Below are 14,924 nucleotides of genomic sequence, written 5' to 3'. Positions count from 1 at the left end.
TGATGGAGCCCGTGCAAGCTTGCGTGCCTCCTGGCCATTCGAGGGCCGGGCCGAGAGAGAGGGATCCGGCGATGACCACTGATCAGGCCGTCCAGGTGCAGGCCAAGACCGAGGGTGCGCAGCCGGCGACGAGGGAATGGATGTTCCGCACTCGGCAGACCGCAGAAGAGGTGCGCAATTTCCTCAACGAGGACCCCCGAACGGGGCCCGGTGAAGGCATCGTGGTGTTCCGGGACGGCTGGTACGAGATCTACTACCTCCTCTGATCGTCGAACGGAGGAGCTGTCGGCGTCCGGTCGCCGTCACTCTCCCTGCCGTGCTCGGATGATCGTGCTCCATCGCCGTCGTTCCTCCCCGTGAGCCGACGGCGATGGAGCACCCTGGGAACACCGCCAACCATGCTCGAGGGACGGCCACGAGGCCGGCGAGGACCTGCCTGGTGTCCCTGGACCCGGCCACCTGCGTCGTCGCGGCAGGCGAGCGGCCCGGGCGACCCGGTCGACGCGCCACTTCCCCGGCTGACCGTGGACGTAGCCGGCGCCCCACCGGTCACGCACCCTGGTCCGATGCGCATCCTGATCTGGCACGGCTACCTGCTCGAGGGCAGCGGCTCGAACGTCTACACCCGGGAGCTCGCCCGGGCGTGGAGCCGGATGGGCCACGAGGTTGTGGTCCTCTGCCAGGAGCCGCACCCCGAGCGCTACGACCTGGGCGGCGCCGCGGTCGTCCGGCCGGGTCTGCCCGGGCCGCTCCCGGTCTTCGTCATGGGTCCGTACGAGGACCTGCAGCCGCGGCTGTTGACCGAGCTGAGCCGCGCTGAACGGGAGGCGTTCGTGGCGGCGAACGCGGCGGCCGTCCGGGCACAGGGCCCCGCGGACCTCCTGCTGGTCAACCACGTGCTGCTCGGCGCTCCGGTCGGGGCAGCGTCCGGGCTGCCGTACGTGGTCAAGGCGCACGGGTCGGAACTGGAGTTCGCCATGCGGGGGGACGCCGAGCTGTGCGCCTGGGCCGGAGAGACCCTTCCCGGCGCGGCTGTCGTCCTGGCCGGGTCCGGCCACGTGTCCGGCGTCCTCGGCGAGCTCGTGGTCGTGGACCCCGAGCGGGTCGCCGTCGTCCCCCCGGGCGTGGACGTCGACGGGCTGCGCCCCCGCGAGCGGGCCGCCGCACTGACCGCGCTGATCGAGGAGAGCCGGCGGGATCCGGCTCACCCGGCCGGGGGGCACGACGAGCGGTTGCCCGACGCGGGCAACGCCGAGCGACTGGCGGCGTTCCTGAGCGGGGACCGCAAGACGGTGCTGTACGTCGGCAGCCTCAGCGCCGAGAAGGGGGTCTCGCTGCTGCTGGAGGCCCTGCACGGACTGGACGCCCGGACGGTGGTGGTCGGCTTCGGCCCGGCCCGTGCCGAGCTGGCGGCTGCGGCCGGCCCGGACGTCCTGTTCACCGGCCCGCTGCAGCACCGCCACCTGGCGCACCTGTGGCCGCTGGCGGACGTCAGCGTCGTGCCGTCGGTCTTCCCGGAGGCGTTCGGCATGGTTGCTGCCGAGGCCGCGTCCTGCGGTTCACCCCCGCTGGTCGCCCGGCACTCCGGCCTGGCCGAGATCGCGGCCGGCCTGGAGGCCGAGTACCCGCCGCAGCTGCGCCACCTGGCGTCCTTCACGAGCGGGGACGTCGAGGACCTCCGCACCCGGCTGGGCGAGCTGCTGGACCTGGACGCCGAGTCCTGGCGAGCGCTCTCCTCAGGGGCCCGCAGGGCAGCCGTCCGGCTGTGGAGCTGGGACCACGTGGCCGGCCGCATCCTCGAGCTGGCCGCCGTGGCCGGGGGCGACGGGCCGGAACCGGGTGGTGATGGCGCGGCGCTCTGCCGTCCCCCGCTCCCCGCGGACGAGCGGGACCGGGCAGGAGCCCTCCGGCCCCTCGTCCAGCCGCAGGAGGACCGGGGTCGGGGCGGCAGGATCGGTCGTGGCGGCCCAGCCCCCCGTCGACCGGATCAGTACCGCGGGGAAGCCCCGGGCTGGCAGAGGTGCGGGTAGGACACGGGATCGGTGCCGGGTGGACGACGCGCGCCGTCGCCGTCCACCCGTCGTGTCGCCGACCGTCCTCGTGCACTGGTGAGTCCGCTGCTGCGCTGAGTCCGCTCCCGCCGCGCTGGGCGTGTCCGGGCGCGGGCGGGTCTTGTCGGGGTCACTGGCCCTCCCGACGCTGGACCCCTCACAGCAGAGGGGAGCAGCCATGGCGCGCACCGACATCGACGCGCTCAACGCCACCTTCGTGCAGGGCCTGGAGAAGGGCGATCCCGGGCTGATCGCCTCGGTCCACGCAGAGGACGGCCGGGTGCTGGCACCGGGGTCCGAGGCGGTGAGCGGCCGGGCGGCGATCGAGCAGTTCTGGCAGGGCGCGCTCGGCCAGGGGCTCACCGGGGGCAGCCTGTCGACGGTGTCCCTCGAGGAGCAGGGCGACCTCGCCGTCGAGGAAGGCCGCTACGAGCTGACTGCCGGGAACCAGGTCGTCGACACCGGCAAGTACGTCGTCGTCCACCGGCGGCAACCCGACGGCACGTGGAGGTACGGGATCGACATCTGGAACTCCGACCAGGCGCCGCCGTCCTGACCGGGCCGAGCGGCCGCGCACAGAGGAGGGACCTCGAATGGGCCAGATGTACCTGCAGCGCTTCGCCTACCGCGACGGCGCAACCCGCTCCGAGATCGACGCAGCCTGGATGGAGGGCTACAAGACGTTCGCCCGCTCGGGCAACTGGGGCGGAGTGGACAGCGGGGTGGAGCACCACCGGACGTACGGCACGGCCTGGGGCGGTTACGTGCTGATCGAGGTCGACGACCCCGAGGCGTTCGGCCGCTACCAGGCGCACCACAACCAGACCTACGCCTCGGCGGTGAACATCACCTTCGAGCCGCTGTGGGACCTGGACGCCGCCTCCGCGGAGACCATCGCCCGCCTGAAGTGACGCTCGGGTCGGCGACGCCGGGCGGTGGAACGTGGGTTCGTGGCTGACCTCCTCCGTGGAGTCGCTGGGTCACCCGGCCGCGAGACGACGGCGATCCTCCGTGGAGAGCAACGCGTCCAGGGTCACGAAGGCGTAGCCGGCCGCACGCATCCGCTCGATCACGTCGGGCAGCGCGTCGGCATCCAGGGTCGTGCCGTCCTCCGGGTTCGCCCCGAGGTGCATCAGCACGATCTCCCCGGGTCGAAGGGCGTCCACCGCCCGATCCGCCACCTCCTGTGCGCTCATCCCACCGCTGGTGCCCTTCCACCCCAGCGTGTCCACCGTCCACCGCACCGCGACGTACCCGAGGTCGTTGACCGCGGCGATGGTCCGCTCGTCCCGGTCCCCGAACGGGAAGCGGAACAGCGGCCGGGGATCAGCTCCCGCGGCGAGGATCCGCTGCTCCGCGCCCTGCACCTCGTCCCGGATCGCCTGGTCCGGCAGCGCGGGGAAGTGGGGATGGGTCATCGAGTGGTTGCCCAGGCGGTGGCCGTCCGCGTGGATCACCGCGACGCCGTGCGGGTTGCTGCCGACCCACTGTCCGGTCAGGAAGAAGGTCGCCGGCACCTGCTGGTCGGCGAGGGTCCCGAGGATGCTCGGCAGCCCCGCCGAGTTGGCACCCGCATCAAACGTGAGCGCGACGACGCGGTCCCCGGTCGGGATCTCGGTGACGTCCTTGCCACGCAGGTGAGCCGGGACGGCCGACGGGTCCGCGGTCGTCGGCTCCGGGGTCGCACCGGTGGACGGCGACGCCGGCGCAGCCGGCGGAGCGCTCTCCGAGCCACGCCCGGTGCTGTCCCCCGGGTGCGTGTCCACCAGGGCTGCCATCGACCGGCCGGATGTCCGGGGATCCTCGTGCACGCACGTCGTCATCGTCTGCTCCCTGGTGCCCGGGCGTTCAGCACATCGCGGGACCGGGCCGCAGGCAAGCGGCTGCGACCTCCCGGATCCGATCCAGGACCAACGGCACGACGGACGGAGGTCAGCGGCCGGCTCCCGGGCGGGAGCGCCTCGGAGGGTCGGTGTCCCGCTGGAACCCCCACCGCGGGCTCAGCAGCGTGCCGCGGGTGCTGGCCGGGAGGGACGTCGGGGACGGCCCTCGTGGCCTGTGTCGATGACGCGAGGACGGATCACTGGACGCCCCTCTCGACAGGTTGAGCCGGGGGGAGGAGCGGGTACGGAGAGCTGCCGCAGTGTCGGCCCACCTCGTCGCGGAGGAGGAGGCGGGACAGAGATGTGGACCTGCGCCACCCAGGCCGTCCGCCTGCGCCGTGCGTGGCGGTGCGAGCGGTGGTGGCTGCGCCGAGGTGCTCGCCGGCGCAACGCCCACCGAGCAGCCGTGAGGACGGTGGACCAGTGTCCGGGCGTACCGGCGGCCGGAGACGCCGGCGCTGCGCCGCCACAGGCCCTGGGTCGACGCACCCTCCTCGTCGGCTCGTTGGCGACAGCTCTGGCGATCCCGCTCGTCGCAGTGGTGCCTGAGGAGGCCCGGGCCCGAACCCCCTTCAGGGGGGTCGACGTGCGTCCGCGAGCCGAGTGGGCTCGGGGTCTGGCTCCCACGGGTCCGCTGCAGCAGGAGCGACCGGGCGACACCCGCTTCCTGCTCGTCCACCACACCGCCTCCGCGAACGACTACGACCCCGGCGATGTGCCGGGTCTGCTCCGCGGCTTCTACTGGTTCCACACCGGCCCGGACAGGAAGTGGCCGGACGTTGCCTACAACTTCTTCGTCGACCGGTACGGCACGGTGTGGGAGGGCCGTACCGGCAGCCTGGCCGGTCCGGTGATGGCCGATGCCACCGGTGGCAGCCAGGGGTTCGCCCAGTTGTGCTGCTTCATCGGCAACCACCAGGTCGAGGCTCCGACCCCGGCAGCTCGGAAGTCCATGACGGCCCTGCTGGCGGCACTCGCGGACACCTATGCCATCGAGACCGCGCCGGGGGCCACGACCACCTTCGTGTCCCGCGGGTCCGACCGCTGGCCGGTCGGTACCACGGTGACGACCACGACGATCGCTGGACACCGGGACATGTCTCGCACCACCTGCCCGGGTGATGCCGCGTACGAGCTGGTGCGACACGTGTTCCCCGCGGCAGTCACCGCGCTGAGGCCGACCCCACCCTGACTCCCCACCCACGACCGCGAGTGGTGTCCTCGAGCGGACCGCTGCGTCGGCCGACGCGCGCCACCGGGGCCTGTCCTGCGGATCCACGCGGAGCCACAGCACGACGGCGGCGATGAGCAGGATGGCCTGGCGCCGCCGAGGCGGCCGGTGGCGCACGGCCGACGCCGTCCCCGCCAGTGGTGCCCCGGGCGTGACCACGGTGGCGGAGGATCGCGCTCAGCGGGGGTGCTCGCTGAAGTTGGCGTAGAGGTCGTGCTCGGTGAACTCCCGGCCCAACTGGCGGCGGAAGAACGCGTTCGTCGAGTAGCGGGTGGAGGAGAGGAAGAAGCGCTCCTCGTTCCTCCGGACCATGGCGAAGAAGGGATCCGCCGCGTCAGGGCCGAGGTCGAAGTTGTCGTAGTTGACGACGACGTGCACCCGCCGGTCGAGCGCGGAGAACCGGCGGTCGAGCTCCCGGGCCAGGTCGTCGGCGTCCTGCGCCGTTCGCAGCCGCAGCCCCTCGAAGTTGACGTAGACGGTGTCGGTGGCCGCGTCGAACCGGAAGCGCTCCGACATGGCGACGGGAGGTCGGTCGCGCAACCCCATCGGCCGGTCGCGGAAGATCGCCGCGTCCATCGCGCACAGGTCGTCGCCGATGACGGGAGCGACGTCCATGTGGGCCAGCACGTCCCGGTCCACGTCGACGCCCGGGGCGACCTCGACCAGCTCGAGGCCCCGCTCGGTCAGCCGCAGGACGCACCGCTCCGTGACGTAGTAGACGCACTGCCCCCGCTCCGCAGCCAGGCGCCCGTTGAAGGTCACCTGCCCGACCCGGTCGCGGAACTTCGCGACCGCGCCGGTGTCGTCGACGACCAGCGCGCCGTCCCGCACCGCCACCCGCGAGCGGGCGGTGAACGTGCCGAGGAAGAAGACCGCCTTGGCGTTCTGGCTGATGTTGATGAAGCCGCCCGCACCGGCGACCCGGCGACCGAACCGGCTGACGTTGACGTTCCCCTCCGCATCGGCCTCGGCCATGCCCAGGAACGCCTGGTCCAGCCCGCCGCCGTCGTAGAAGTCGAACTGGTACGGCTGGTCGATGATCGCCTGCGGGTTGGCGACGGCGCCGAAGCTCAGCCCGCCGGCCGGGATGCCGCCGACGCCGCCGGGCTCGACGGTCAGCGTGATCAGGTCGAGGATCCGCTCCTCGGCAGCCACCGCCGCCACCCCCTCGGGGATGCCGATCCCGAGGTTCACCACCGCGTTCGTCGACAGGAACATCGCGGCGCGGCGGGCGATCACCTTGCGCGCGTCGAGGGGCATCGGGGCCAGCCCGGTGCTGGGCGCGGTGATCTCCCCCGTGTAGGCGGGGTTGTAGGCCTCGGCGAAGGTCTGACCGTGGTGGGCGGGCTGCGCGACGACGACCGCGTCGACCAGGATGCCGGGGACCCTCACCTCCCGCGGGCTCAGCGTCCGGTGCTCGGTGACCCGCTCGACCTGCACGATCACCACGCCGCCGGAGTTCTTGGCCGCCTGCGCCATCGACAGCACCTCGAGGGTGAGCGCCTCCCGCTCCATGGTGATGTTGCCCTCGGGGTCGGCCGTCGTACCGCGGAGCAGGGCCACGTGCACCGGCTGCGCGGGGAAGAACAGGTGCTCCTCCCCGCGCAGCGTCACCAGCTCGACCAGTTGCTCCGTGGTGCACTCGTTCATCCGGCCGCCCCCGTGGCGCGGATCGACGAAGGTGCCGAGCCCGACCTTGGTCACCACACCCGGGCGCCCGCCGGCGATCTCCCGGAACAGGTGGCTGATCACGCCCTGCGGCCAGCAGTACGCCTCGATGCGGTCGTCCAGAGCGAGCACGCCCAGGCTCGGCACGAGCCCCCAGTGCCCGCCGATGACCCGGCGCACCATGCCGTCGGCCCCGAAGTGGTTCAGCCCGCGCGTGCCGCCGTCGCCCTGGCCCGCCGCGTAGACCAGGGTGAGGTCCCGCGGCGAGCCGGTGGCCTCGAACCGCCGTTCCAGCGCGAGCGCCAGCTCCTCGGCGAACCCGACGCCGACGAATCCGCCGGTGGCGACGGTGTCGCCGTCGAGGACGATCTGCGCTGCGGCGTCGGCCGAGATGACCTTGTTGCGCTGCACCGGACGACGGTGCTCAGCGCCGGCCGGCGCTGAGCACCGCCCGATCGGCGGCGGGGTCCCGCGTCAGGTCGCTGCGCGCGGTCTCCCGGCTGAGCACGACGGCGATCACCGTGAGCACCGCGGCACCGGCGAGGTACAGCGAGATCGGCAGGGAGCTGCCGTACTCCAGCAGCAGAGCCGTGGCGATGATCGGCGCCAGGCTGCCCGCCACGATCGAGGACACCTGACCGGCCACCGACAGGCCGCTGTAACGCACCTGGGTGGAGAAGAGCTCGGAGAAGAAGGACGCCTGCGGCCCGTACATCGCTCCGTGGAGCACCAGGCCGATGGTGCCGGCGAGCGCCAGCAGCAGGAACGACTGCGAGTCGTACATGGCGAAGAAGACGAAGCCCCACACCCCGACGCCCACGGCCCCGACCAGGTAGACCGGCCGGCGGCCGAACCGGTCGGACAACGCCCCCATCACGGGGATGGCTGCGAAGTGGACCGCGGAGGCGATGAGCGCCGCGTTCAGCGCCGTGCCCCGCGAGATGCCCGCCTCACCGGTGGCGTAGGCCAGCGCGAACGCGGTGAAGATGTAGTAGCCGATGTTCTCCGCCAGGCGGGCGCCGATGGCCAGGATGATCTCGCGGGGGTACTCGCGCAGCACCTGGACCACGGGCAGCTTGGGAGCCTCCTCCGCCTTGGCGGACTGCTCCCGGGCGGCCCGGAAGACCGGCGACTCCTCGATCGAGACCCGGATCCAGAGACCCACGCCCACCAGCACCGCGCTGAGCAGGAACGGGATGCGCCAGCCCCAGGACTCGAACTGCTGGTCGGTGGTCAGCGCAGAGACCAGCGCCAGGACGGCGACGGCGAGGAGGTTGCCCGCCGGCGCACCGGCCTGGGGCCAGGAGGCCCAGTACCCGCGTCGCTCCGGCGTGCCGTACTCGGCGGCCATCAGCACCGCCCCGCCCCACTCGCCGCCGAGGGCGAAGCCCTGCACCAGCCGGAGCAGGATCAGCAGGATCGGCGCCCAGACGCCGATCGCCCCGTAGGTCGGCAGCAGGCCGATGAGGAACGTCGCGCCGCCCATCAGCATCAGCGTGATGACCAGCATCTGCTTGCGGCCGACCTTGTCGCCGAAGTGCCCGAAGACGATGCCCCCGATCGGCCGGGCCGCGAAGCCCACGGCATACGTGGCGAACGCGAGCAGCGTGCCGACGAGGGGGTCGAAGTCGGGGAAGAACAGCGTGTTGAAGACCAGCGCGGCAGCCGAGCCGTAGAGGAAGAAGTCGTACCACTCCACGGTCGTCCCGACGAGGCTGGCGCCGACGACCTTGACGATGGACGTGCGCGATGCCGGCGGGACAGCGGCTTCCTGGTGAGACCTGGACAAGGCTCATCCCCTCTGCGTGTGGAGGTTGCGGATGTCTCCGGCCGTGGGGCGGGAGCCCCCGGCGATCGAGCCGGCCGCTCGCCCACGGGCGGCCGGCTCAGCGTTCGGGGCTGGTGCAGGAGCGGCGCGGGAGGCGACCGGACGACAGGCTGGAGGCCCGGCGCCGGGCACGGGACACGGTCCTCGCGGAGGCCGGTGTGCAGGCGGCCGTCGGAGGTCCGTGGCTCGGCACCGCACGGGAACGGGCAGGGCCCATGGACGACTGCGCAGATCCACGGTCACCTCCTTGCTGCCCGAGCTCCGGCGACAGCATCCCGGGGTTGCGGCGCATCGGCCAATTGTGGGCGTTCCTGATCCGGTGACCGGCGCCGGCCATGGCCGCCCGGCAGGCGGTCAGGGGCCGGTCCGGCTCTCCCCGGACACGGTCCACGCCCGCGCACCGGCGTCGTCGTCGTCCGTGGTGGTCTGGTGACCGGCAGCGGTGCGCCGCTCCGCTGTCCCGATCGAGGGGGACTCCAGCGACACGCAGACCTCCACCCTGCGAGGTGGTCGGGTCACCATCACCGACCGCCGGCCGACACGGATGTCCGGGTCGGGTCGACCCAGGAGCAGCGCGTGGCCCAGCGCTCGGTCGGTGCCGGGGGTCGACGGTGCCGGTCGGGCGTCGCGACACGGCGCGCAGCGTCGAGGGGCCCTCGACGCTGCGCGCCGGCTGACCAGCGAGGTGCCGCGCTCCCCCGTTGGACGTCGGTGACCGCCACGAGGGAGGTGGTGCCTACACGGCAGGTGACGGCGGTCGTTCCCACGAGCGCTCCGGTGGTGGTGAGGGTGCCCCCCGGAGTCGTCCGGTCAGGCCCGGCTGACGACCGTGGTGACCGGCAGACCGAAGCGGCGCTCGACCCGGTGCGGGACGTCCGATCCGAGCCAGCGCGAGACCCGCTTGGGCAGGGTCGCCACGATGACCTCGTCGAAGTCGTGGTCCCTGAGGGCCTCCTCGATGGCCACCAGCGGCTGGGGACTGCCCAGGTGCCCCTCGGCCTCGACTCCCGCCTCGGCGAGGCCGGCCAGCATCCGGGACAGTCGCTCCCGGGCCTCCTCGGTCGCCTCCTCGTCGGTCTCCGGCCCGCCGTAGCTCGTGGCCATGCTCGGCATGGGCACGACGCCACCGGCCGCAGGCACGACGTGGTAGTGGGCAGCGCGGGTGTTGGGCACGAGCACGTAGAACGAGGACTCACCCGCCACCGCACGCTTGCGGACCTCCTCCTGGAGCTCCCGCCCACCGAGGGTCTGGTTCGCGACGACGAGGTACCTGCGCATGTGATCGACCTCCGCCTGTCGACCTACGGGAGGAGTCTAGGAACCCGACCTGCCCCGGGACAGGGTCCGCGCGCCGTGCGGGGCAACGAGCGCGGGCACGGTCGTCAGCCGGAGTGCCCGGCACCGCCACGCACCGCCCCGGCGTCGGCGTGCATCTCCTCCAGCTCGACGCCCTTGGTCTCCCGCACCCAGCGCAGCACGAAGACGAAGGACAGCACCGCGCACACGGTGTAGAAGCCGTAGGCCAGGCCCAGGGACGCGTCGCTCAGCACCGGGAAGCTGACCGTGATCAGCCAGTTGGCCACCCACTGGCCGCCCGCGGCGAAGGCCAGCGCCGCGGCGCGGATCCGGTTCGGGAACTTCTCGCCCAGCAGCACCCAGACCACCGGCCCCCAGGACATGCCGAACGCGACGACGAACAGGTTCGCCGCGAGCAGGGCGATCGGGCCGGTCGTACCCGAGAGCACCGGGTTGCCCTCGGCGCTCAGCGGTGCGGTCCCGAAGATGACCGTCAGGGTGCCGAGCGTGACGGCCATGCCGACCGAGCCGATGAGCAGCAGCGGCTTGCGGCCGAAGCGGTCGACCGTGGCGATCGCGATGAGCGTGGTCGCGATGTTCACCACGGAGGTGATGACGGTGTGGACGAAGGCGTCGTTCTCGCTGAAGCCGACGGCCTCCCACAGGATGTTCGAGTAGTAGAAGATCACGTTGATCCCGACGAACTGCTGGAAGACCGACAGCCCAAGGCCCACCCAGACGATCGGCAGCAACCCGGTCCGCGGGGCGCGCAGGTCGGCCCACGACGGCGGCTTCTCGCGCTCCATGGTCTCCCGGATCCGGTTGATCTTGATGTCGATGCCGCGCTCGCCCAGCAGCGTGCTGAGGATCCGCCGCGCCTCGGGGATCCGGTGGGTGGCGATGAGGTAGCGCGGGGACTCCGGGATGGTCAGGGTCAGCACGCCGTAGACCACGGCAGGGACGGCCATGGCGAGGAACATCCAGCGCCACGCCTCGAGGCCGAACCAGAACGGCTCCCGGGACCCGCCCGCCGCCACCGCGAAGAGGTAGTCGACCAGCAGGGACAGGAAGATGCCGGTGACGATGGCCAGCTGCTGCAGCGAGCCCAGACGACCGCGGATCCGCGCCGGGGCGACCTCGGCGATGTAGGCCGGGGCGATGACGGACGCGACACCGACGCCCACGCCGCCGATGATCCTCCCGAGGACCAGGACCACCAGGTTGGGCGCGAACCCGGTGACCAGCGCGCTGACGAAGAACAGCACCGCGGCCACCTTCATGGTGAACAGCCGGCCGAAGCGGTCGGCGAACCTCCCGGCGGTCAGGGCGCCGGCCGCGGCGCCGAGCAGGGCCGAGGCCACGGCGAAACCCAGTGGGCCGGGGGCCACGTTGAACCGGTCCTCGACGGCAGCCACGGCACCGTTGATCACCGCGCTGTCGTAGCCGAAGAGGAAGCCGCCCAGCGCGGCCACGGACGCGATCCGCACCGCGCTGCGACCGCTGCCGGTGTCCGTCTCGTCGTAGATGGACGCGTGCTGATCAAACGAACCGTGCTCGCTCACCGGATCCCCCTCCGCCGTCCCCCGCGCTCCACCGTGTGCCGCCTGGCTCTGCCGTCTGACATCCCCCGCGAGTCCTCTGCCCCGTACTGCCTCACCGGCGTCGCGCGAGGTCGGCCGCGCCGACGATCCCGGCCTCGGGGCCGAACTCGGCGAGCCGTACGGCCGGCACCTGCCGGTACGCGCGCGCGGTGATCCGCTCCTGCAGCGACCGCTCCGCGGGCTCGCGCAGCAGCTCCCCGGCGGCGGAGACCCCGCCGCCGAGCACGAACAGCTCCGGGTCCAGGACCGCGGTGAGCGCGGCCATGCCCTGGCCGAGCCAGGTGCCGATCACCCGGAACGCCTCCAGCGCGGCCTCGTCCCCGTCCTGCGCCGCACGCGTCACGTGCAGCCCGGTGATCGCCTCCGGCCGGCCACCGGCCAGCTCCAACAACCGACCGGCGATGGCCGGCGAGACCGTGGCGAGCTCCTGCGCCTCGAGGATGAGCGCCCGGCCGCTGGCGTAGCGCTCCCAGCAGCCACGGCCGCCGCAGCCGCACCGCCGTCCGCCCGGCTCCACCGTCACGTGCCCGAACTCCGCGGCGATGCCCTGCCGCCCCCGGTACAGCTCCCCGCCGGTCACGAGCCCGCCGCCGAGGCCGGTCCCGACGGTGAGGACGACGAGGTACTGCTGCCCCCGCCCGGCACCGAAACGGGCCTCGGCCCAGGCCGCCGCGTTGGCGTCGTTCTCCACGACGACCGGCAGCCCGCACCGCTTCTCGACGTTCACGCGCAGCGGCTCGTCGCGCCAGGCCAGGTTGGGCGCGAAGACCACGGTCGATCGCGCGGCGTCGACGAACCCGGCCGCCCCGATGCCGACGGCCTCGACCTCGTGGGAGGCCTGCAGCTCCCGGACGACGTCGGCGATGATCTCCTCGATCCTGGCCGGGTCGTGCGACGGTGTGTCGCGCCGGGCACTGGCGACGATGCCGCCCTGCTCGTCGACCAGGCCGGCGGCGACCTTGGTGCCGCCGATGTCCACGCCGATCGCGAGTGCCATGGTCGCTCCCCGGTGCTGGGTGCGGTGTGATCCAGAGCACTGTGGACTCTGCCCCCTTCCCGCACCCGGTGCCACCGGAACCGGGTCGGGTGGGCCGGTGGCGCAGTCGGGTCCTCGGGCTGACGGTCCGCCGTCCGCCATCGGACCGGGGTTCCGGGGAACGGCGGGCTCAGGACCCCCCACGGACGTCCCCGGCTCCGGTTCCGATCAGGTGCCCCCACGAGCATGATGTGACCCGACTCACGGGAAGGCCTCGCCCGAGGCCCGGAGCCACACGCGCACCCACCACGGGACGACAGGTCGTCGAGGCCCGAGGTGGGCGGCTCAGGAGGTGTGGGATGGCGGAGCCGAGGATCCTCGGGATCGTGCTGGCCGGTGGTGCGGGCACACGGCTCGCGCCGTTGACCGAGGACCGGGCCAAGCCCGCCGTTCCGTTCGGCGGCCTCTACCGGCTGATCGACTTCGCCCTGTCCAACCTCGTCAACGCCGGCATCCTCAAGATCGCTGTGCTCACGCAGTACAAGAGCCACAGCCTCGACCGCCACATCACCACGACGTGGCGGCTGTCGAACCTGCTCGGCAACTACGTCACCACGGTGCCGGCGCAGCAGCGCCTCGGCCCGCGCTGGTACACCGGCTCGGCCGACGCGATCCTCCAGTCGCTGAACCTCATCAACGACGAGCGCCCCGACCTCGTCGTCGTCTTCGGTGCCGACCACGTCTACCGCATGGACCCGGGGCAGATGTGGCGCCAGCACCTCGACGGGGGCGCCGGGCTGACGGTCGCGGGCATCCCCGTGCCCCGCCAGGAGGCCACCGCCTTCGGTGTCATCCAGACCGCGGACGACGGGCAGCGGATCGAGGCGTTCCTGGAGAAGCCCGCCGATCCACCCGGGCTGCCCGGCCGCCCCGACGAGACCTTCGCGTCCATGGGCAACTACGTCTTCAGCACCGAGGCGCTGCTGGACGCCCTGCGAACGGACTCCGCCGACGAGGACAGCAAGCACGACATGGGCGGCGACATCGTCCCGCTGCTGGTCGGGCAGGGCGCGGCGCAGGTGTACGACTTCACCACGAACGACGTCCCCGGGGAGAAGGCCGGCACCGAGCGCTACTGGCGTGACGTCGGCACGCTGGACTCCTACTTCGACGCCCACATGGACCTCTGCGCGACGATCCCGGCGTTCGACCTCTACAACGAGCGCTGGCCGATCCTCACCCACATCCCGTCCCGGCCGCCGGCGAAGTTCGTGCACGACGACGGCGACCGGGTCGGCCGGGCGATCAGCAGCATCGTGTCCAACGGCGTCATCGTCTCCGGCGGCTGTGTCCGCGAGTCGGTGCTCTCCCCCGGCGTGGTCGTGCACAGCTGGGCGTCCGTCGAGCGGTCCGTGCTCCTGGACGGCACGCACGTCGGCCGCCGGGCCGTGGTCCGCGACGCGATCGTCGACAAGAACGTCCGCATCGGCGAGGGCGTCGAGATCGGCGTCGACAAGGACGACGACCGCGCCCGCGGTCTCGTCGTCTCCGCGGCGGGCATCACCGTGGTCGGCAAGGGGCGGGAGATCATGAAGTGAGGGCGGACGCCGGCGGCCGGATCATCATCCGGCCCGACGAAGGCGCGCGAGTGCACGGGATGGACATGGCTCACAAGGTGGACGCACACCATCTCGGCGGTCGTCTGCTCATCATGGAGGGTCAGGTCGCTCCCGGTGCGCTCATCCCGCCGCACACCCACACCCGTGAGGACGAGTGCTCCTACGTCATCTCCGGGAGAGTGGTGTTCCAGGTGGGTGAGGACATCGTCACAGCCGATGCCGGCAGCTACGTGATCAAACCTCGCGGGGTGTCGCACGCCTTCTGGAACCCCGGCAGCGAGCCCGCGCGGGTGATGGAGCTGCACGTGCCGGCGACGTTCGCTCACTACTACGACGAGGTCGCCGTGATCTTCGCCGATTCCGCGATGACCGAACAGGAGCGGCGCGAGGCCCTGGAGGCACACCATGCTCGTTACGGCGTGACCTTCCACTGGGACCGCGTTGCGGATCTCGCCCGTCGCTACGGCGTCGAGCCGTGAGCCGCTCAGGTCGCTCCCGGACGGGGAAACGGCCTGACCGGTGAAGGACTCGGACCGAGGGCACCCGCACCCCGATCTCCGCACCAGCAGGCCCTCACCATCGCGTTCGTGGCGGTGCACCGCCGCCCCCCGGGCCGCCTCACCGTCAGGGTCCCGCGGCCGCGAACTCCCCCGCAGGCCGTCGACGGCAACCACCGACAGGGCTCGTGCCGACCCGCCGGACGCCTGGCACCCACCCCGCCCACGGCCGTGGCCGGTTCGTCGAACCCGAGCAGCCGACCTGAGCCGCCCC

The 14,924-nt window shown here is 72.4% G+C and carries 13 protein-coding genes; 7 read left to right on the top strand and 6 right to left on the bottom strand.

All coding sequences use genetic code 11. The features are described from left to right. Window positions 1-71 precede the first annotated feature (71 nt). From ACI79G_RS10235 to ACI79G_RS10220, 4 genes are all read left to right on the top strand, one after another. On the top strand, window positions 72-266 hold the full coding sequence (locus ACI79G_RS10235; protein WP_456881015.1) for a hypothetical protein: 195 nt from the start codon (window positions 72-74) through the stop codon (window positions 264-266). Window positions 267-566: 300 nt separating this feature from the next. Then, window positions 567-2,030, top strand: coding sequence for a glycosyltransferase family 4 protein (locus ACI79G_RS10230; protein ID WP_456881014.1), 1,464 nt, complete (start codon window positions 567-569; stop codon window positions 2,028-2,030). Between the two features lie 199 nt (window positions 2,031-2,229). Next, window positions 2,230-2,607, top strand: coding sequence for a YybH family protein (locus tag ACI79G_RS10225; RefSeq protein WP_456881013.1), 378 nt, complete (start codon window positions 2,230-2,232; stop codon window positions 2,605-2,607). 37 nt (window positions 2,608-2,644) lie between these two features. Next, window positions 2,645-2,962, top strand: coding sequence for a hypothetical protein (locus ACI79G_RS10220; protein WP_456881012.1), 318 nt, complete (start codon window positions 2,645-2,647; stop codon window positions 2,960-2,962). A 69-nt stretch (window positions 2,963-3,031) separates the two neighbouring features. Here the strand turns inward: ACI79G_RS10220 and ACI79G_RS10215 are convergent, their stop codons facing one another. Next, complete coding sequence (locus ACI79G_RS10215; RefSeq protein WP_456881011.1) at window positions 3,032-3,829, bottom strand: polysaccharide deacetylase family protein; 798 nt, start codon at window positions 3,827-3,829, stop codon at window positions 3,032-3,034. Between the two features lie 511 nt (window positions 3,830-4,340). On the opposite strand from ACI79G_RS10215, the gene ACI79G_RS10210 reads away from it, so the two are divergent. Beyond that, entirely contained in the window at window positions 4,341-5,126 is a 786-nt protein-coding gene (locus tag ACI79G_RS10210; RefSeq protein ID WP_456881010.1) for an N-acetylmuramoyl-L-alanine amidase, read from the top strand. A gap of 216 nt (window positions 5,127-5,342) precedes the next feature. Here the strand turns inward: ACI79G_RS10210 and ACI79G_RS10205 are convergent, their stop codons facing one another. From ACI79G_RS10205 to ACI79G_RS10185, 5 genes are all read right to left on the bottom strand, one after another. After that, window positions 5,343-7,244 (bottom strand): acyl CoA:acetate/3-ketoacid CoA transferase, encoded by a 1,902-nt coding sequence (locus tag ACI79G_RS10205; protein ID WP_456881009.1) that lies wholly within the window; start codon window positions 7,242-7,244, stop codon window positions 5,343-5,345. Window positions 7,245-7,257: 13 nt separating this feature from the next. Further along, window positions 7,258-8,622, bottom strand: a complete 1,365-nt coding sequence (locus ACI79G_RS10200; protein ID WP_456881008.1) for an MFS transporter — start codon at window positions 8,620-8,622, stop codon at window positions 7,258-7,260. A gap of 849 nt (window positions 8,623-9,471) precedes the next feature. Next, complete coding sequence (locus ACI79G_RS10195; RefSeq protein WP_456881007.1) at window positions 9,472-9,939, bottom strand: hypothetical protein; 468 nt, start codon at window positions 9,937-9,939, stop codon at window positions 9,472-9,474. Window positions 9,940-10,043: 104 nt separating this feature from the next. Next, a complete protein-coding gene (locus ACI79G_RS10190) occupies window positions 10,044-11,519 on the bottom strand; it encodes a sugar porter family MFS transporter (RefSeq protein ID WP_456881006.1) in 1,476 nt (491 codons plus the stop codon). 91 nt (window positions 11,520-11,610) lie between these two features. After that, window positions 11,611-12,555, bottom strand: coding sequence for an ROK family glucokinase (locus ACI79G_RS10185; protein ID WP_456881005.1), 945 nt, complete (start codon window positions 12,553-12,555; stop codon window positions 11,611-11,613). Window positions 12,556-12,893: 338 nt separating this feature from the next. Here ACI79G_RS10185 and glgC point away from each other — a divergent pair, with 338 nt between their 5' ends. Then, window positions 12,894-14,132 carry a glucose-1-phosphate adenylyltransferase gene (gene glgC, locus ACI79G_RS10180; RefSeq protein WP_456881004.1) on the top strand — a complete coding sequence of 413 codons (1,239 nt, stop codon included), beginning with the start codon at window positions 12,894-12,896 and terminating at the stop codon, window positions 14,130-14,132. After that, window positions 14,129-14,632, top strand: a complete 504-nt coding sequence (locus tag ACI79G_RS10175; RefSeq protein ID WP_456881003.1) for a cupin domain-containing protein — start codon at window positions 14,129-14,131, stop codon at window positions 14,630-14,632. The genes glgC and ACI79G_RS10175 overlap by 4 nt, the downstream gene beginning before the upstream one ends. Window positions 14,633-14,924: the final 292 nt, after the last annotated feature.

It is taken from the genome of Geodermatophilus sp. SYSU D00779, assembly GCF_054050595.1.
Note: the sequence above shows the minus strand (reverse complement) of the source record. Positions and strands in the feature narration are given on the sequence as shown.

Coding starts and splice junctions, on each gene's coding strand:
- ACI79G_RS10235 (WP_456881015.1), top strand. CDS start 72: ATGACCACTGATCAGGCCGTCCAGGTGCAGGCCAAGACCGAGGGTGCG.
- ACI79G_RS10230 (WP_456881014.1), top strand. CDS start 567: ATGCGCATCCTGATCTGGCACGGCTACCTGCTCGAGGGCAGCGGCTCG.
- ACI79G_RS10225 (WP_456881013.1), top strand. CDS start 2,230: ATGGCGCGCACCGACATCGACGCGCTCAACGCCACCTTCGTGCAGGGC.
- ACI79G_RS10220 (WP_456881012.1), top strand. CDS start 2,645: ATGGGCCAGATGTACCTGCAGCGCTTCGCCTACCGCGACGGCGCAACC.
- ACI79G_RS10215 (WP_456881011.1), bottom strand. CDS start 3,829: ATGGCAGCCCTGGTGGACACGCACCCGGGGGACAGCACCGGGCGTGGC.
- ACI79G_RS10195 (WP_456881007.1), bottom strand. CDS start 9,939: ATGCGCAGGTACCTCGTCGTCGCGAACCAGACCCTCGGTGGGCGGGAG.
- ACI79G_RS10185 (WP_456881005.1), bottom strand. CDS start 12,555: ATGGCACTCGCGATCGGCGTGGACATCGGCGGCACCAAGGTCGCCGCC.
- glgC (WP_456881004.1), top strand. CDS start 12,894: ATGGCGGAGCCGAGGATCCTCGGGATCGTGCTGGCCGGTGGTGCGGGC.